17 protein-coding genes are annotated in these 17350 nt (G+C 64.6%); 9 read left to right on the top strand and 8 right to left on the bottom strand.

Annotated features, from left to right (window positions below; translation table 11 throughout):
• The first annotated feature begins 101 nt into the window (after positions 1 to 101).
• From AC3WN8_RS06895 to AC3WN8_RS06860, 8 genes are all read left to right on the top strand, one after another.
• Positions 102 to 1244 (top strand): LLM class flavin-dependent oxidoreductase, encoded by a 1143-nt coding sequence (locus AC3WN8_RS06895; protein WP_492668658.1) that lies wholly within the window; start codon positions 102 to 104, stop codon positions 1242 to 1244.
• Between the two features lie 46 nt (positions 1245 to 1290).
• Positions 1291 to 2280, top strand: coding sequence for a quinone oxidoreductase family protein (locus AC3WN8_RS06890; protein WP_492668657.1), 990 nt, complete (start codon positions 1291 to 1293; stop codon positions 2278 to 2280).
• Positions 2267 to 2623, top strand: coding sequence for a hypothetical protein (locus AC3WN8_RS06885; RefSeq protein ID WP_492668656.1), 357 nt, complete (start codon positions 2267 to 2269; stop codon positions 2621 to 2623). Before AC3WN8_RS06890 ends, AC3WN8_RS06885 begins: the two co-directional genes overlap by 14 nt.
• Complete coding sequence (locus AC3WN8_RS06880) at positions 2616 to 3254, top strand: Dabb family protein (RefSeq protein ID WP_492668655.1); 639 nt, start codon at positions 2616 to 2618, stop codon at positions 3252 to 3254. Before AC3WN8_RS06885 ends, AC3WN8_RS06880 begins: the two co-directional genes overlap by 8 nt.
• Positions 3255 to 3355: 101 nt before the next feature.
• Complete coding sequence (locus AC3WN8_RS06875) at positions 3356 to 4159, top strand: helix-turn-helix domain-containing protein (RefSeq protein ID WP_492668654.1); 804 nt, start codon at positions 3356 to 3358, stop codon at positions 4157 to 4159.
• Between the two features lie 101 nt (positions 4160 to 4260).
• Positions 4261 to 5673, top strand: a complete 1413-nt coding sequence (locus AC3WN8_RS06870; RefSeq protein WP_492668653.1) for a cytochrome P450 — start codon at positions 4261 to 4263, stop codon at positions 5671 to 5673.
• Positions 5673 to 6008, top strand: a complete 336-nt coding sequence (locus AC3WN8_RS06865; protein WP_492668652.1) for a 2Fe-2S iron-sulfur cluster-binding protein — start codon at positions 5673 to 5675, stop codon at positions 6006 to 6008. Before AC3WN8_RS06870 ends, AC3WN8_RS06865 begins: the two co-directional genes overlap by 1 nt.
• A gap of 203 nt (positions 6009 to 6211) precedes the next feature.
• Positions 6212 to 8560, top strand: coding sequence for a TonB-dependent receptor (locus AC3WN8_RS06860; RefSeq protein WP_492668651.1), 2349 nt, complete (start codon positions 6212 to 6214; stop codon positions 8558 to 8560).
• Between the two features lie 283 nt (positions 8561 to 8843).
• Here the strand turns inward: AC3WN8_RS06860 and AC3WN8_RS06855 are convergent, their stop codons facing one another.
• The 8 genes from AC3WN8_RS06855 to AC3WN8_RS06820 form a co-directional block, all read right to left on the bottom strand.
• Positions 8844 to 9380 (bottom strand): nuclear transport factor 2 family protein, encoded by a 537-nt coding sequence (locus AC3WN8_RS06855; RefSeq protein ID WP_492668650.1) that lies wholly within the window; start codon positions 9378 to 9380, stop codon positions 8844 to 8846.
• Between the two features lie 76 nt (positions 9381 to 9456).
• The gene (locus tag AC3WN8_RS06850; protein WP_492668649.1) at positions 9457 to 11823 is read right to left on the bottom strand and encodes a TonB-dependent receptor; all 2367 of its coding nucleotides are present in this window, start codon (positions 11821 to 11823) and stop codon (positions 9457 to 9459) included.
• Between the two features lie 32 nt (positions 11824 to 11855).
• Positions 11856 to 12590: a glutathione S-transferase family protein gene (locus tag AC3WN8_RS06845; protein WP_492668648.1), complete on the bottom strand. Its 735-nt coding sequence runs from the start codon at positions 12588 to 12590 to the stop codon at positions 11856 to 11858.
• Positions 12587 to 13060 carry a nuclear transport factor 2 family protein gene (locus AC3WN8_RS06840; RefSeq protein ID WP_492668647.1) on the bottom strand — a complete coding sequence of 158 codons (474 nt, stop codon included), beginning with the start codon at positions 13058 to 13060 and terminating at the stop codon, positions 12587 to 12589. The genes AC3WN8_RS06845 and AC3WN8_RS06840 overlap by 4 nt, the downstream gene beginning before the upstream one ends.
• Entirely contained in the window at positions 13057 to 13563 is a 507-nt protein-coding gene (locus AC3WN8_RS06835; RefSeq protein ID WP_492668646.1) for an SRPBCC domain-containing protein, read from the bottom strand. The genes AC3WN8_RS06840 and AC3WN8_RS06835 overlap by 4 nt, the downstream gene beginning before the upstream one ends.
• Positions 13564 to 13652: 89 nt before the next feature.
• Complete coding sequence (locus tag AC3WN8_RS06830; protein WP_492668645.1) at positions 13653 to 14267, bottom strand: VOC family protein; 615 nt, start codon at positions 14265 to 14267, stop codon at positions 13653 to 13655.
• Positions 14264 to 15253: a flavin reductase gene (locus AC3WN8_RS06825; protein WP_492668644.1), complete on the bottom strand. Its 990-nt coding sequence runs from the start codon at positions 15251 to 15253 to the stop codon at positions 14264 to 14266. Before AC3WN8_RS06825 ends, AC3WN8_RS06830 begins: the two co-directional genes overlap by 4 nt.
• Before the next feature lie 130 nt (positions 15254 to 15383).
• Positions 15384 to 16472: a helix-turn-helix transcriptional regulator gene (locus AC3WN8_RS06820; protein WP_492668643.1), complete on the bottom strand. Its 1089-nt coding sequence runs from the start codon at positions 16470 to 16472 to the stop codon at positions 15384 to 15386.
• Between the two features lie 81 nt (positions 16473 to 16553).
• Between AC3WN8_RS06820 and cysD the strand changes: the two genes are divergently transcribed.
• A partial coding sequence (gene cysD, locus AC3WN8_RS06815) for a sulfate adenylyltransferase subunit CysD (protein ID WP_492668642.1) occupies positions 16554 to 17350 on the top strand: 797 nt, incomplete at its 3' end.

The following is a 17350-nucleotide window of genomic DNA, read 5'->3' as shown; positions in this document are numbered from 1 at the left end:
GCATCCGCCGGCGGCCACGAATTGATCCAAACGGACGAGGATGAGGGGATCGGGATCCTCCTATGTCAGCGGCAACCGAACCGCCGAGAGGACTGAAACGCATGAAATTCTCGATCATTTACGAAGCGCAGATGGTGGACACGTCGCGCGAGAACGAGGCGCGCACTTTCCACGAGATCGTCGAGCAGTCGCTGCTCGCCGAGGAAATGGGCTTCGACACCGTCTGGGCGGTCGAGCACACCGCGCTCACCCAATATGCGCATATGTCAGCGCCCGAGACCTTCCTGGCGTTTCTCGCCGGCAAGACCAGCCGGCTCGGCATCGGCCATGGCGTCGTCTGCCTGCCGCCCGCGATGAACCATCCGGTGAAGGTGGCCGAGCGCATCGCGACGCTCGACATCCTGTCGAACGGCCGCGTCCATTTCGGCATGGGCAAGGGCGGCACCCAGCAGGAAGCCGGCACCTTCGGCTATAACCTCGCCGATCTTCAGCCGATGATCGACGAATCCATGTACCTGATCCCCAAGATCATGGTGCAGGACGAGATCGAACATGACGGCGAATATATCCAGATCCCGTCGCGCCCGATCCATCCCAAGCCCTATCAGGATCCGCACCCGCCGCTCTACATGGCGTGCACGCGCGCCGATGCGCTGACCACCGCCGGCGCGCGTGGCATCGGCGCGCTGGTGCTCGGTTTCGCCGGCCCCGAGGATATCGCCAAGAAGAACGAAATCTATCGCGCCGCCTGGAGCAGCCGGAAGGTCGAGGATCAGGTGGGCTTCCGCCCGACCGAGCATCTGGCGGCGCTGTGCCCCGCGCTGGTGCTCGACGATCGCGAAAAGGCGCGCCGGATCGGCCTGCGCGGCCAGCGCTTCTTCGTCGAATCGCTGGGCTATTGGTATCAGGGCGGGCCCAAGCCGACGGTCGAGGATCTGTCGGGAGACGAGCAGGCCGCGATCCTCCAGAAGGAGAAGGAAGCGGTCGTCGCCTATCTCTCCGAGGAGAAGATCACCATCGGGTCCGAGCATACCGGCGCCTATGAGGAAGTCGCGGACGCGTACGGCACCGCCGACGATTGCATCCGTTACGTCCAGCGCCTGTTCGATGCCGGCGCCGACGAGATCCTGTTCCTGTTCCAGATGGGCGCGGTGCCGCATGATGTGATCATGGAGACGATCCGCAATATCGGCGAGAAAGTGATCCCGCACTTCCGCGCGCAACAGGCGATCGCCGCCGAATAAGCGCCGGACCGGCTTTCCCGATACGACCGAAAATGTGGAGAAGCGCATGCGCGCAATGGTGATCGACGGCTTCGGCGGTGCGGACATGCTGCACTGGGCCGAACTGCCCCGGCCCGAACCTGGTCCCGGTGACGTGCGGGTGCGCGTGGCCTGTGCGGGGGTCAATCCGGCCGACTGGAAGACGCGCGAAGGCAGATTATCGGCTTTTATCGACTATCATTTCCCCTTCGTGCTCGGCTTCGATCTGGCCGGAATCGTCGAAGCGGTCGGTGCGGGCGTCGACGCGGTGAAGCCCGGCGACCGGGTGTTCGGCATGTCGAGGCAGGGGCAGGGCAGTGACGGCGCCTATGCCGAATTCTGCATCGCCGATGCCGCGATGCTGGCGCCTTTGCCCATGGGCTGGAGCTTCGCCGACGCCGCGGCGCTGCCCGTCGCCGGGACGACTGCCTATGGCGGGCTGGTCGATGTTGGCGCGCTGAAGGCGGGGCAGACCGTGCTGATCAACGGCGGTGCCGGTGGGGTCGGCAGCATCGGCATCCAGGTCGCCCGGGCGCTCGGCGCGCGCGTCGCGGTTACGTGCGGCGCCGCCAATGCCGATCATGTCCGCGCGCTGGGCGCGGAATTGGCCATCGATTATCGTGACGGCGCTGTCGCGGAGGCGGTTCGCGCCTGGGCGCCCGGCGGCGTCGACCTTGTCCTCGATGCCGTGGGGCTCGACACGCTGCTGCCGCGCGCGACCGACATCGTCGCGTCGGGCGGCCGTTATGTCGAAATCGAGACTTTGATGTCGCGCGCGAGCGAGGCGCAGGTTTCTGCGGCGGCGGCCGGCATCCAGGTCCTGTCCAACATGGTCGCCATCGCACGGATCGACGAGCATCTCCGGGGGCTCGCGGCCTTGTGCAACGATGGCGGCGTCAAGCCCGTGCCGATCCGGCTGATGCCGCTGGGCGATGCCGTCGAGGCGCATCGTGCGATCGAAAGCGGCCATGCGCGTGGCAAGATCGTGCTCGAGGTGGCCGATCATGCCGGATGGTGAGCGCCCGCTGATCCAGGTGATCGACGAGATCGTCGCGCGGCCCGGCGAAGGGAAGGCGCTGCTCGACGATTATCTGGCGCGCTATGCGCCCGGCGCCCGCGCGCGCGGCATGGTGCTCGAACAGATATTGGTCAGCCCGCCGGTCTGGCTCGACGATCAGTCCAACACGCTCAGCTTCCGCTGGTCGCTCACCGATGCCGCGGCATGGTGGGGGATGCGCGCTATCGGCGGCGGTGATCCCACCGTCGCCGCCTGGTGGACCGAGACCGACGCCCGTGCGGTCAGCCGCCGCCGCATCTTCGCGTCGGACCCGGACGATATCGTGGAGCTTGGCAATGTATAAGCTGACCAAGCTGGTGACGCTGGCGGAGGCTGCGGATCGCGAACCGCTGATCGCCGAATTGCGCGCACTGGTTGCGGCGCACCGGCCGCTGCGGACGCTCGTCGCGCCCACGCTGGACGGCAGCTGGTTGGGCGGCGACCTGATCGTCCATCTCCAGTTCGACAGCGCGGTCGCACGCGCAGCCTGCGATGCCGCTATCGCCGGATTGCTCGCGATGCCGGCTGTCGCATCGACCGAGACGGTACACTATCGCGGCGTCGCCGACGGCGTGCATGCACCGGGGCTCCGCAATGGCGTCTATCGCACGCTGTTGCTGCGGATCGACGACGGCACCGATGCGGCGACGGTCCGCCGCTTCGAGGACGAGACCCGGCGGATGCCGCATCACATTCCGGCGATTCTCAACTGGCAGCTGAGCCGGGTCGAAAACGCATCGGGCACGCAGCGCTGGACGCATGTCTGGGAACAGGATTACGCCGATATCGGCTCTCTGCTGGGCCCCTATATGCTGCACCCCTATCATTGGGCGCATATCGATCGCTGGTTCGATCCGGAATGCCCCGATCGCATCGTCGGCCCGCATATCTGTCACAGTTTCTGCGACGCCGCTGTTGGGGCGCTGCTGGATTGACGGGATGCTTGCCCGTCGCGCCGGTCGGTCTATCATCCGGTAAAGACCATATGGCGCGGTGCGGATCGGAGCAGCCGCCCAAGACCGGGGAGAGGATCGCAGTGGCGGTCGCGGAGCGCTTTCACAGCCAGTCGGTCTATCTTGTCGACGCGCTCAAACGCGCGCTCAAGGAACGCGGGCTCACCTATGCCGATGTCGCGCTGGCGCTGGGGGTGAGCCATGCCAGCATCAAGCGCATTTTCGCGCAGCACAGCTTCACGCTCGCGCGGATCGACGAGATTTGCGAGCTGCTCGGTCTCAACTTCCTCGAGCTGGCACGGCTTGCCGAGGAGGGGCGCCCACCCCGGCCCGACACGCTCAGCGATGCGCAGGAACAGGCGCTGGTGGAAGAACCGCTGGCATTGTTCTGCTTCCACCTCGTTCTGGGCGGCTGGACGGTGGCGCGGATCGAAACCGATTATGGCATCGACCAGTGTTTCCTGATCCCTGCATTGCTGATGCTGGAGCGGATCGGGCTGATCAAGCTGTTGCCGGGCAATGTGATCCGGCTGATGACCGCGCGCAGCATCAGCTGGCGCCCGGGCGGCCCGATGCGCCGCTTCTTCGACCGGCGCGTCAAGGAGGAGTTCCTCCAGCATGATTTCTCGGCGCCGGGATCGATCTGGGAGTTCGAGATCGGCGAATTGTCCGACGCGTCGCGCGCTTTGCTCGAACGCCGGCTGCACAGCCTGTTCCGCGAAGTGCGCGACCTGGTTGCGCATGACGCGGCGCTGCCGCCCTCGGTCAAGACCAATGTCGGGCTGCTCATCGCTTCCACGCCGATCCCGCTGCCGCTGGTGGCGCGCGATGTCAGTCATGGCTCGCTCGGCACTGAAAGTCGCACGAGGCGCAACTTCAGGGCTTAGCCGCCGCGACTTTCCTCCAAGCCTGTCGGCGGATGCGCTGCGCCGCGCGATAGTCGCACCATCGCCGGAACGGATACCGGCATGGAGGAGAGGATCGGATCATGCAGGCCGTTGCCATCGACCCGCCGGCGCTTCGCGGCGGAAAGCCCCTATTGGGGCATCTGCCCCATTTTTTCCGCGATCCCGTCAAGCTGCTGCGCGAGGGGTATGAAGCGCGCGGGCCGATCTATTCCTTCCGCATGGGCGGGCGGAAGATGGTGGTGATGCTGGGCCCCGACAATAACCGCTTCGTCTTCCAGGAAACCGACAAGCTGCTGTCGATCCGCGAATCGATGCCCTTCTTCCACAAGATGTTCTCGCCCGATTTCTACTCCTTCGCCGAGATGGAGGAATATCTCCGCCAGCGCGCGGTGATCATGCCGCGCTTCAAGGCATCGGCGATGAAACAATATGTGCCGGTGATGGCGGAGGAGGCGACCGCGCTCTGCCACCGGCTGGGCGACAGCGGCGAGTTCGACCTGATCCCGACATTGGGCCCTGTGGTGATGGACATCGCCGCGCACAGCTTCATGGGGCGCGATTTCAAGCAGAAGCTCGGCCATGAATTCTTCGAGCTGTTCCGCGACTTTTCGGGCGGGATGGAATTCGTGCTGCCATTGTGGCTGCCGACGAAGAAGATGCGCCGCAGCCAGGCCGCCAAGAAGAAGCTCCACCGCATCCTCCAGAGCTGGATCGACCAGCGCCGTGCCAATCCGGTCGAGCCCGCCGACTTTTTCCAGGACATGATCGCTTCGACCTATCCCGACGGCCGGCCGATCCCCGACGAACTCATCATCAACCTGATCCTGCTGCTCGTCTGGGCCGGGCACGAGACGACGGCGGGGCAGGTGAGCTGGGCGCTGATCGATATCCTCCAGAACCCCGGCTATCGCGACACGCTGCGCGACGAGATCGGCGGCATATTGGGCAGCGCGTCGGGCGCGGACCTGAGCTGGGAACAGGCGCTGGCGATGCAGAAGATGGATCTGGCGCTGCGCGAGACCGAGCGGCTCCATCCCGTGGCCTTCACGATGATCCGCAAGGCGGCGGCCGATTTCGAACGCGACGGCTATCGCATCCGCAAGGGCGACTGGATCCTGCTCGCGCCTTCGGTCAGCCACCGGATGCGCGAGGTGTTCGAGCGGCCGGACGCATATGAACCGCATCGCTTCGATACCGAACGCGCCGATACCAAGGTGGAATCGAATAGCCTGATCGGTTTCGGCGGCGGCATGCATCGCTGCGCGGGCGTGAATTTCGCGCGCATGGAGATGAAGGTGGTGATCGCCATCCTCCTCCAGCGCTACGAGATGGAATTGATCGACGAGCCGCGGCCGATCGCGGGTGCCGGCACCTATTGGCCCGACCAGCCGTGCCGCGTCCGGTATCGCCGCCGTACCATCCCCGATCGCGCGCCCGCCGATATCGCCGCGGCCGCGGCCGGATGCCCTGCCCATGCGAAGGCGGGCGGCTGATGGCGCGCGTCACCTATGTCCAGCCCGACGGCAGCGAAAAGACCTGCACCAATTTCGAGGGCATGGCGGTCATGCACCTTGCGGTTGCCAACCTTGTCGACGGCATCGACGCGCTGTGCGGCGGTGTTCGTCAGTGCGGCACCTGCCATGTCTATGTCGATCCGGTCTGGACCGATCGCGTCGGTCCGCCGGGCGAGGACGAGTCGGTCATGATCGAGGCGCTGGCCGACAATGTCGAGGTCCGGCCGACGAGTCGGCTGAGCTGCCAGATCCATATCACCGAGGAACTGGACGGGCTGCGCGTCCATGTCCCCACCGATCAGCCGGGCGTCTGACGCGCGGCACGCGGGCATAAGCCCCGATCACGCTTCGGTTTTTCGATTCTCCTGCGTTCCGACTGTGCATTTTGTGCAACAGCTGCCGATGATCATGCATAGTGCGTATTGTTTTCTTAAAAAAAATGCGCATAGTGCTACTCAATTGGCAAATAGGATACGGAATACGCCGGAAGCCGGCGGTTCAAAGGGGGAGGACGCCTATGCATTCGAAGACCGGTTTTCGCGCGGCCGTCGCGACATTGGCGCTCGTCGCCCCCTGGCTGACCGCGGCCGCGCTGGCGCAGGAGGCGGCGGAGGCCGCCCCCGATGCGCTGGCCGATATCATCGTCACCGCACAGAAGCGCGCGGAGAGCCTGCAGGACACGCCGCTCGCGGTGAGCGCGCTCGATGCGGAGGCGATCCAGCAGCGCGGCATCACCAATGTCGCCAATCTGGGCAGCGCGGCGCCCAATCTGGTGATCAGCGAGACGCCGTCGGCGACCGCCAATCCCTCGATCGCGATCCGCGGCATCGTCGATAATGATCCGATCCTGACCGCCGATCCGGCGGTGGGGCTCTATGTCGACGGTGTGATCGTCGGCCGTTCGGCGGGTGCATTGTTCGACATGATGGATCTGGAGCGGATCGAGGTGCTGCGCGGGCCGCAGGGCACATTGTACGGCCGCAACACCACGGGCGGCGCGGTCAACCTGATCTCCGCCAAGCCGAGCAAGGATTTCGGCGGCCGCGTCACTTTGGGCTATGGCAGCTTCGACGAATTCGTGATGAAGGCGACGCTCGACACCGGCGAATTGCTGGGATCGGGCCTGTCGATCAAGCTCGGCTATCTCCACAGCCAGCGCGACGGCACCGTCGACAATCTGCTTGAGCCTTCGGATAAGCGCGACCCGGGCGCGCGCAATACCGATGCGCTGCGCGCCGCATTGCGGTTCGACCGCGGCACCGGCTTCACGCTCGACTATTCCTACGACTTCAGCGACCGCAACGGCCGCGCCAATGCGTTCCAGCTGCGCGCCATGCGGCCCGATCTGCTCGCCTATCTCGGCTTCTCGCCGGCGTTCGGCGGCAGCGCGGTGCAGATCTCCCCCGATCGCCTCGCCGCGCTCCGCCTCGATCGCGACGGCAATGTGCGCGATCGCGTCCAGGGGCATACGCTGACGCTCAATGTCGAGATCGGCGACGCCACGCTGCGTTCGATCACCGGCTATCGCAAATGGGACAATGTCATCGATGGATCGGATATCGACGGCAATGGCGGGCTGGTCGGCTTTCTCGTCAGCCCGGCGATCCTGGCGCCGCCCAATCCGTTCATCCCGCTCGGCATCGGCCCGGTCGACCTGTTCCACACCAGCAACGAGCGGCACCAGAACCAGATCTCGCAGGAACTCAACCTGATCGGCTCGATCGGCGACGATCTCGATTATGTCGTCGGCGCCTATTATTTCCGCGAGAAGGCGAGCGAGGACAATCCGCAGGGTTTCACCCTGGTGCTGCCGTCGCCGGTGCCGATCCCGATCGCGCCGGGCGTCAATCTCAACAGCTTCGGCGTCAATCTCGATACGCAGCTCACCTATCGCCACATCTCACGCTCGATGGCGGCATTCACCCAGCTGACCTGGAAACCCGCTGCGCTCGACAAGCGGTTCAGCGTCACCGGCGGGCTGCGCTATACCGAGGATCGCAAGCACCTCATCCAGTCCTCGCCGCTGCCGACCGCGCCGCGCGACCTGCGCAGGAAGTTCAACCGGCTCAACTGGCTCGCCAACATCGCCTATGAATGGACCGATGACGTGATGACCTATGCCCGCGCCAGCACGGGCTACAAGGCGGGCGGCTTCAATGCGCGGGCGGCCGACAATAATGGCTTCAATCCCGAGGATCTGGTTTCCTACGAGATCGGGGTGAAGAGCGAATGGTTCGATCGCCGCCTGCGGTTCAACGTCGCGGCGTTCCACGCGATCTATGACGATCTCCAGGTCCAGCAGTTCCTGGCCGGCACGGGCGGTGCCGCGAGCACCACGGTCAATGCTGCCAAGGCAACCTATACGGGGATCGAGGCCGAGCTGCAGGCGCTGATCACGACCGGGCTCACCGTCGAGGCCTCGGTCGGCTATACCGATCGCAAGTACAAGAAATTCCTGTTCGTCGATCCTGTCACCGGCGTCGTCGGCGATATCTCGGACATCGCCAAATTCCAATATTCCGCGGCGAAAACCGCCAATCTCGGCGTCCAATATGAAACGCCGGTCGGCAGCATCGGCAAGCTCGTTGCGCGTGCCGACTGGACCTATCGCAGCAAGATCTACTGGCACCCGGTCAATCCGTTCAACGAGGAGATCGCCGACGGCGGTGTCGGGTTGCTCAGCGGGCGGCTGACGCTCTCGGAAGTCGCGTTCGGCGGTTCGCAGGCATCGATTTCGCTCTGGGGCAAGAATCTGACGAAGAAGGATTACGTGCTGTCGGGCATCGATTTCGGATCGCTGGGCTTTGCCGGCGTGATGTACGGCGATCCGCGCAGCTATGGCGTGGAGCTGGCGATCAAATTCTGATCCGCGGCATGCGACGATCCTGAGGCGCCGGGGCCATTCTCCTCCCTGCGCTTCAGCGCGGGGAGGGGGACCGCGCGACGCAGTCGCGTGGTGGAGGGGAAAATACGATATCCATCACTGCACAGGGATTCGAGCAGTATTTATCGAACGATTTCTGCTGGATGCGGGGGCGTAGGATGCATCGCAATTCCCCTCCACCACGCCGCTTCGCGTCGTGGTCCCCCTCCCCGCGCTGAAGCGCAGGGAGGAGAGGCCGCGGGCGTTGGCGAAGGAGAATGCTCCCTCAGCCACCCCGCTTCAGCAGCTTGAAGAAATCATAGGAAGGATCGCCTGGCCCCGGCCGGCCGAGCTTGGCGCCCGTCAGGAAGGGGTGGTCGAGATCGATGATCGAGGGCGAATGGACATTGGCCCAGTCGGCGACAATCGCGCGGTGGAGGAATTTCCACGCCCCGTCACGTTTCGCATATTTGTCGAAATAGCGGCCGCCGACGAGCACATCGATCGGCCCGTCGGGCAAACGCGCGCGATGGAGCGCGAGCAGATAGACCTCTCCCTCCGCATAATCGCCGTCGATCGCCAGGTTGATCGTCGTCACATTGTGATGGAGGATCTCCATATTCGCCTGGATCTCGGGCAGCTTGTCGATGAACTCCATCGCGGGGCCGGAGAACATCGCGCCATGCTCGTCGATCGCATCCTCATGATAGAGGCTGCGCATCTTCTCGTGATCGTGCCGGTCGGCGGCGTTGCAATAGCAGGTGATGAGCTGGCGGATCTCCTCGCGGTCGAGCAGATCCTGAATCTTGGCGTCGCGTGTCATGCGGGTCTCCACATAAAAGAAGGGCGGGACGACGATCGTCGCCCCGCCCGAGGTTCCCAGAGAGGAGCGGTGCGCGTCAGAAGCGCACGCCCAGGGTCACACCATAGGTGCGGGGATCGGGATAATAGGCGACAGTGAGGCCGCCAAAGCTCGGCCCGAAATCGATGAAGTTCTGCGGCGCCTTTTCCTTGGTCAGGTTGCGCACCCAGAGCGACAACTCGCCCTTGACCCCACCCAGCGGCAGATCGGCGAAAGTGCCGCGCAGATTGACGAGCGCGCGCCCGGGCGAGCGCGTCGTGCGCGCATTCTGGTCCGACGGATTGTCGACGCGCAGCGCATAGGGGAAGGTGTAATAAGCGGAGACGAAATTGAGGTCGCCGACCATGTTGAAGCGGCCCCAGTCACCCTCGACCACGCGCCAGTCGACGCCCGCCGATGCCGTATATTTCGGCGCATGCGGGAAGGCGCGATTGTTGGAGACGTCGGGACCACCCGGCACTTCGATGAAATTCTTGTACTTGGTGTCGAGCAGCGCGAACGAGCCGTTGAAGGTCAGCCAGTCCGCGGGGCGGATGATCGCTTCGAGCTCGATGCCGCGGATGCGCGCGGCTGCCGCGTTGCGCACGATCGACGCCGCCGACCCGGTGCCCAGGAACACCGAAAGCTGCAGGTCCTTATGCTCGTCCCAGAAAGCCGCGGCATTGAGCTGCAGCGTGTTGCCGAGCAGCCGCGTTTTCACGCCGATTTCATAGCTGTCGACCTTTTCGGGCCGATAGGGCTGGCACAGTTCGAGCGCGCCCGACGGGCAGTCGGGCGTCGGCGCCGCGACGACGTTGGTCTCGCCGTTGAAGCCGCCCGATTTGAAGCCCTTCGAATAGCGGGCATAGAGGTCGACATGGCGACCGGCCTCGTAGCGGACGGTGAAGGCCGGGCTCAGATCATTGTAGCTGACATCGGGCAGGCCGCCATAAGGCACGTTGATCAGCGTGAACGGTGGATTGGGCGCCGCCGTGATCGACAGCAGCCGCTTGATATCCTTCTTTTCGTGATTGTAGCGCAGGCCGCCGACCAATGTCAGCGCGTCGGTCACCGAAAAATCGAGCTGCGCATAGGCGGCGAGCGCTTCGGTGTGCGATCCGTAATTGGAGACGAAGGATTGCGCGCCGAAGAAGAAGTGCTGCGGATTGTCGGTCTCCGCCTTGTCCTTGAAGTAATAGCCGCCGACGACATATTTCAGCCGGTCGCCGAGCGCGCTGCCCGAAAGCTGCAATTCTTGGCTGAAGGCGCGATAGCGGCTGAAGCGCTGGGTGAGCGCGATCGCCATCGGCGAACCGTCCAGGTCGATGCTGTCGGACCAGCGCAGCTTGCGATAGGCGGTGATCGACTTAAGCGTGGCGTCGCCAAGGTCGAGCGTCGCGGTCAGGGCATGACCCCAGGTCTTGGATTTCTCGAACAGCGGATCGGCGTCGATGCTGCCTTTGCTTTGCCGTTCGTGGTTGGCGAACAGATAGAGCGGCAGGCCCGAATAGGAAGGCGAGTTCGGATCGAAGATGTCGCGCAGGTCGCCGTTGCGGTTGACCTGGTAGAGCTGTGCATAATCGGGGCGCTGATTGTAGCGCGTCCAGTCGAACATATAGTCGAAGGTCAGATTGTCGGTGGGTTCCGCCCGCACCTGGACCATCGCGCTCTGGCCATCGATATCGTTGGTGCTGTTGACCGAATTGGGCCCGGAGAGGAACGCGGCCTGCGGGTGGGGATTGGGGCCGATCGCGATGAAGCCGTTGCGCTTCTGGATCTGGCCGGCGACCTTGACCGAGAAGATGCCGAACTTGGGCAGGTCGATCGCGCCCTTCAGCTTCCAATAGTCGAAATTGCCATAGGTCGCCTCGAACGATCCGCCGAACTCGCCGCTCGGCTTGCGCGTGATGAGGTTGACCGCACCGGCCAGCGTGTTGCGGCCGTAGAGCGTGCCCTGCGGGCCGCGCAGCACCTCGACGCGTTCGAGATCGGCGACGTCGAAGATCGAGCCCTGCGCCTTGGCGATATAGACGCCGTCGAGATATAGGCCGACCGCCGGTTCCCAGGTGATCGCGGGATTGATCGTCACCGAGCCGCGGATCGCGATCTGCGAGATCGTCTTGTTCGACGGCGCGCGGTCGATCTTGACGTTGGGCGCGATCGAGCCGAGCCGGTCGATCGAGCTGATGTCGCGCGACTGGAGATAGGCCGAATCGACCGCCGAGATCGCGATCGGCACGTCCTGCACGTTCTCGGCGCGCTTCTGCGCGGTGACGACGATGTCGGCGATGCCCGTGCCGTCATCCTGCGGCGCCGCGGCTTCGTCCGCCGCGGGCGCCGCAACCTGCGCAAGCGCTGGCGGTGCGCCGAGTGCGGTGATCATCGCGAACAGGCTCGCGGTCGAACGATGAACTCGGTTTCTCATGGCAGACTGTCCCTCCGGATAGAAATAACGGGTCATACGGGCTCCGGCGCGACGAGCGCGCGGGCGTGATCGTGGTTGCCGCGCCCGAAAAAACGATCGAGCGCATCGCTGTCGGCGCGGGCGAAGGCGGCCTTGTCCTGCGGCAGGAGCGCGTCGAGCGCGGCGATCGCGCGTGTCGCCGCCGCGCGTTCGGCGATCGCGTCGAACCAGCGCCGCACATTCGGCAGCGCGGCCCAGCCGCCTTGGGGGCCAAGCAGCGGAAAGATCGCGTCGCCCGTGCGCACGCCCGGCCAGGTCGCGATATCGGCCAGGCCATAATCGGCGCCGCTCAGCCAGGGGCTGTCGGCCAGCCGGTGTTCGAGCACGCGCAGCACGCGCGCGGTCTCGCTTTCATAGCGCCGCAGCGCATAGGTCTGATCGGGCGCGTAGCGGAAGAAATGGACATATTGGCCGAATGCCGCGCCGACCGTCGATGCCTGGAAGAACAGCCATTGCAGCGCGATCGACCGGTCGCGATCGGCGCGCGGCAGGAAGCGCCCCGTCTTTTCCGCGAGCCAGAGCAATGCCGCGCCGCTTTCGAATATCGCGAAATCGCCATCGACGAGCACTGGCACTTTCGCATTGGGGTTCATCGCCAGGAATGCCGGTGCATGCTGCTCGCCCGCGAAGACGTCGACATGATGCAGCCGATAGTCGAGCCCGCATTCCTCGAGCATGAGCACGAGCTTCAGCACATTGGGGCTCGTCATCGCGTAAAGGTCGATCATCGCGCGACGCTCCCCAATATGTGGAAGGTGATCGCCGGATTGGGTTCGTTGAAGACGCGTTCGTAGATCCGCGTGTAGCGCGACCGCGCGATCTTCCAGGCGCCATCCTGAAGCACGTAGCGGTCGACATAATTGGCCGCGCCGATCGTCGTCAGATTGTCGTCCCTCAGGCTCATCGCATAATCGACCAGCCGCCAACGGCCATCGGCGGTGCCGTCGCCATGGACGTCGATGATCGGATGCTGGACGGCGTGGCAGCCGACGAACTCCGGATGGAATGCCGCCTCGATCGCGGCGAGGAACTCGGTTCGGCCGGTCGCTTGCAGGCGATAGCTGCCGCCCTGGTAATCGGCGCTGAAATCCTCGGTGAGGATCGCCTCGAGCTGAGCGAGGTCGCAGCGGTCGATCGCTTCGCAATAGAGATATTTGACGCGCTTGATGCGCTCGATCGCCTCGAGGTCGAGTGTCATCGTGCGTCTTTCCGCGCGCGGTGCATCGCCTCCGCACGTACCTTGAGCGCGAGGGCGGTGTCGTCGAATGCGCGCTTCACCCACGACCCCGCGAACCGCATCACATGGATGCCGTTGGGGCCCAGAAAGGCGTCGGTCGAATGATAGGCGCAGGCCTCGGGGCCGAGCGTTTCGATGATCTGGTCGCGGCGCGCGGGATAGGGCCAGGCATCGTCATGGGGCAGTTCCCAGGACAGCAGCCGTTCGGGCTCGAACGCGCAGACATATTCGCAGTTCGGAAAGGTGACGTCGGGGTCGGTATAGCTTTTGAGCGTCATATTGACCGGGGCGCCCATTTCCAACGTCGATGTCGCGGCGATGCAGAACGGGTTCCATTCGCCGTAGCGCGGCAGGTCGATCAGGATTTCCCACACGATCGCGGCGGGGGCCGCGATCTCGACACGCGCCGAACTTACGATCGCGTCGGGGTCGACGCGCGTCAGTGTATCTTGCGTGTCGCGCATAACCTCTCCTGCTCAATGACGCATTGTGTCGGAATGAATCCGCAATGGTGTCTATTTGCGTAGGGTTTGCCGCAGTCAGGCCTGGTTCGTCAAGCCTGCTTTACGCATTTCGTGATATTTATGGGTTTATGATCACGCTTTGCGGATTGTGAGGCGGTTCGCGCGCCTAGGTCGATCACGGTCACTGCGTTGCGCCCGCTTTCGTCGCCTGCGGCGGCAACGCCCTGGGCGAAGGCGTCCTGGATCATCGGGGTGGCCTCGATCAGCTCGATGAGCAGCGAAGGATCGGCGGGCTGCGCCAGATAGGCGACACGCGTCGCGCCGCCGGCATCGTCGGCGCGAAACACGCGTTCGAGGCCCGTGGCCACCGCATCGTCGGTGGCCGATACGATGTCGGCCACCAGCCAGGCGATATGATGAATTCCCGATTTCACGCGGCCATCGGCATGATGATAGGGGGAGGGGCCATCGCCGTGCGGGGCGATCAGCTCGATCTGCATGCCGTGCTGATAGGAAAGGCCGACATCGATCCTCACCGTTGCCGGCGCGCCGCGCAACACGCCGTCGAGCACGACGTTGCGATAGACGGTCCAGGGGCCGACCCCCATGATCGTCCGCCAATGCGCGATCGACCGGTCGAGATCATCGGTGACCCAGGCGATCTGGCGGATCGGACCATGGCTTGCGAGCAGCGGTGCGGTCATCGGATTTCCTCCTGTGCCGCGCCGGCCATCCATGGATCGGGCAGGCCGGGATCGGTGTTGCGGACGACATGTTTCAGCAAATGCCTGAGCAGCGCGGTCTCGTTCTCGTCGAACGCGCCGAGCGCATCCTCCTCGGCCGCCTTGGCGGCGGCGGTGAGTTCGAGCAATGTCCGGCGGCCGCACTCGGTGAGCCACAGCCGCGCTTCGTCCGCATCCACGGACAGGATGCCGCGCGTTTCGAGCGAACCGATCCGCTCCGGCGTGACGTGCGCGCCGGTATAGCCGATCATCGCCTCGATTTCGGCGGCGCTGCGCCCGTCGCCGATGCCGAGCACGCTCAGGATGAAATGATCGCGCGCGTCGAGGCCGTGTGCATCGAGGCTCGCCTGCATGCGCGCGTAAAGCTGGAAATGCGCGCGGCCGAGCAGATAGCCCAGGAAATCCTCGCCAAAGCTTCCCGCCGGCTGCGTCGATCCGCCATGGTGGGGGGACAGCGCCTGCGCCCTGCGCGCGGCAAGCGCGTAGCGGCCGCCATGGAACAGCAAGGGCGCACGATCCTGTTTCTCGAAGCCGATCACCTCGCCGACGAAGATGATGTGATCGCCACCTTCATATTGATAGGCGGTTCGGCATTCGAAGCGCGCCGAGCAGCCGGTCAGCAGCGCCAGGCCCTCGGTTCCGCGTTCGAGCGCGATGTCGGCGAACTTGTCGGTGCCGCTCTTCGCGAAGCGGTTGGAAAGCGCTTCCTGGTCGGCGGCCAGGATATGGACCGCGAAATGCCCGGCGCCACGGAATGCAGCCATGCTCTGCGAACTGCGCGCAAGGCTCCACAGGATCATCGGCGGATCGAGCGACACCGAATTGAAGCTGCTTGCGGTCAGGCCGACATCGCATCCCTCCGCGTCGCGCGCGGTCACGATCGTGACGCCGGTGGCGAAGGATCCCAGCGCATCGCGAAAGGCGCGTGAATCGAGATTGGCCGTCATGCCTTTGCCGCCTTCCTCTGCAAGGGACGCCGCTGCGTCGCATCGCGGGGTCTCACGGCAGGGTAGGGCGCGCTACATCCATTTGGGGGAGGCGGCGTGGACTCGGCCGAGCAGGGTGGGTGAATGGGCGTTATGCGACGGCGAGCACGCTGGTCAGGATGTTGCGAACCAGCTCGGCCTGGCCGCGCGCGCCGGTCTTCGCATAGATGCGCTTGGAATAATGGCGGCCGGTTTCCAGGCTGAGGCCGAGTTCCTCGGCGGCTTCGGCGATCGAGAGCCCGCTCGTCAGCGCCCAGGCGAAGCGCGCTTCGCTGGGCAGCAGGCCGAACAGCTCGGCCAATTGTTCGCAGCGATCGGCGCGCGATCGGCGGTCGCCGCTCAGATAGGCGATGGCGACGGGTGTCGAGCTTGCCGAGACCGAGCGGTCGTGAAGCGGCGCCAGCAGCATGTCCATCTGCGGATCGCGGCTGAGATTGATCGCCTTTGGCGGGCTCGCGGGATTGGCCGCATAATGTTTGACCAATCCGGTCAGCTCGCGGTCGAGCGCTGGATTGGCGGGAAACAGCCGGCCGTAGCGCCCGCGCCGAAGCACCATCGTCCTTTCCAGCAGGTGCTCGACATGCGGGGTCATGTCGATCACCCGGCATTTGGCATCGAGCGTCAGCCAGCCGAAGTTCAGCCGCCCGAACGCTTCGGACGTGACCGACGAGCGAAACCGCTCGCGTTCGAAGGCGACGAAGGTTCGCAACGCGATGCGCAGATGCGGCGCCAGCGCGCTCAGCACCGCGCCCTGCGCTGCGCCGATCGCGGGACCGCCGGCACAGCCCAGCCATGCCTCGACCCCGCTGGGCTCGCTGACGCGCACCGATCGAAGATCGGTCATCCCCTGCGGCAGCATCAATTCTTCCTTGAAGCCGCGATGGACCGGATCGTCCGGGTCGATCAGCTCGTCCAGCGTATAGACGCGGCCCTCGCGCATATGGCGATAGGCCAGCGGATCGCGGACATATTTCTCGACGAACAGCGTGCGAAGATGCGCGGGCGGCGTACGGCCGGCGAACAGTTCGACGACGGTATCCTCGTCGATCGTCCGGAAGATCAACGTCGTGTAGAGCGCGCCTGTGCGCACACGCAGCCTCTCAAGGAAATCATGCCACAAGGGTTGCTGGAACATGCCCTCGTAAAGGGCTTCGAGCAGGGCGTCGTCATTCCATCGCATGGCCGATCCTATATCCTCCCATATGGGAGGTTCAATGGCCTTCGAATCCTGTCAGAGCGGCAATCGACAGGAGAGGAAGCAATGCGTTCCGCAACATTGACCCATTTGCAGAGGCTCGAGGCTGAGAGCATCCACATCATGCGAGAGGTGGTGTCGGAGGCGGAGCGTCCGGTGATGCTCTACTCGGTGGGCAAGGACAGCGCGGTGATGCTGCACCTTGCGAGGAAGGCGTTCTACCCGAGCCCGCCGCCCTTTCCGCTGCTGCATGTCGATACGACATGGAAGTTCCGCGACATGTACGCGCTGCGCGACCGGATGGCGGCGGAAAGCGGCATGGAGCTGCTGGTCTATCGCAACCCGGAAGCGCTGGAGCGGGGCATCAATCCGTTCGACCATGGCTCGCTCCACACCGATATGTGGAAGACCGAAGGCTTGAAGCAGGCGCTCGACCTGCACGGTTTCGACGCGGCGTTCGGCGGCGCCAGGCGCGACGAGGAAAAGAGCCGCGCCAAGGAACGCATGTTCAGCTTCCGCTCGGCCAATCACCGCTGGGATCCCAAGAACCAGCGGCCCGAGCTGTGGCGGCTCTACAATGCGAGGAAGGCGAAGGGCGAGAGCATCCGGGTGTTCCCGATCTCGAACTGGACCGAGCTCGATATCTGGCAGTACATCCATCTGGAGAATATCCCGATCGTGCCGCTCTATTTCTCGGCGAAGCGCCCGACGGTGGAGCGCGACGGGCTGTTGCTGATGGTCGACGACGATCGCTTTCCGCTGCGCGAGGGCGAAGTGCCGGTGGAACGCTCGATCCGTTTCCGCACGCTCGGCTGTTATCCGCTGACGGGTGCGGTCGAAAGCGAGGCGGCAACGCTCCCTGA

This window comes from Sphingobium sp. FW305-3-2-15-F-TSA7 (assembly GCF_058787155.1).
The sequence above is the reverse complement of the archived record's forward strand: the minus strand, read 5'-3'. Positions and strand labels throughout refer to the sequence as shown.

Coding starts and splice junctions, on each gene's coding strand:
- AC3WN8_RS06895 (WP_492668658.1), top strand. CDS start 102: ATGAAATTCTCGATCATTTACGAAGCGCAGATGGTGGACACGTCGCGC.
- AC3WN8_RS06890 (WP_492668657.1), top strand. CDS start 1,291: ATGCGCGCAATGGTGATCGACGGCTTCGGCGGTGCGGACATGCTGCAC.
- AC3WN8_RS06885 (WP_492668656.1), top strand. CDS start 2,267: ATGCCGGATGGTGAGCGCCCGCTGATCCAGGTGATCGACGAGATCGTC.
- AC3WN8_RS06880 (WP_492668655.1), top strand. CDS start 2,616: ATGTATAAGCTGACCAAGCTGGTGACGCTGGCGGAGGCTGCGGATCGC.
- AC3WN8_RS06870 (WP_492668653.1), top strand. CDS start 4,261: ATGCAGGCCGTTGCCATCGACCCGCCGGCGCTTCGCGGCGGAAAGCCC.
- AC3WN8_RS06865 (WP_492668652.1), top strand. CDS start 5,673: ATGGCGCGCGTCACCTATGTCCAGCCCGACGGCAGCGAAAAGACCTGC.
- AC3WN8_RS06860 (WP_492668651.1), top strand. CDS start 6,212: ATGCATTCGAAGACCGGTTTTCGCGCGGCCGTCGCGACATTGGCGCTC.
- AC3WN8_RS06855 (WP_492668650.1), bottom strand. CDS start 9,380: ATGACACGCGACGCCAAGATTCAGGATCTGCTCGACCGCGAGGAGATC.
- AC3WN8_RS06850 (WP_492668649.1), bottom strand. CDS start 11,823: ATGAGAAACCGAGTTCATCGTTCGACCGCGAGCCTGTTCGCGATGATC.
- AC3WN8_RS06845 (WP_492668648.1), bottom strand. CDS start 12,590: ATGATCGACCTTTACGCGATGACGAGCCCCAATGTGCTGAAGCTCGTG.
- AC3WN8_RS06840 (WP_492668647.1), bottom strand. CDS start 13,060: ATGACACTCGACCTCGAGGCGATCGAGCGCATCAAGCGCGTCAAATAT.
- AC3WN8_RS06835 (WP_492668646.1), bottom strand. CDS start 13,563: ATGCGCGACACGCAAGATACACTGACGCGCGTCGACCCCGACGCGATC.
- AC3WN8_RS06830 (WP_492668645.1), bottom strand. CDS start 14,267: ATGACCGCACCGCTGCTCGCAAGCCATGGTCCGATCCGCCAGATCGCC.
- AC3WN8_RS06825 (WP_492668644.1), bottom strand. CDS start 15,253: ATGACGGCCAATCTCGATTCACGCGCCTTTCGCGATGCGCTGGGATCC.
- AC3WN8_RS06820 (WP_492668643.1), bottom strand. CDS start 16,472: ATGCGATGGAATGACGACGCCCTGCTCGAAGCCCTTTACGAGGGCATG.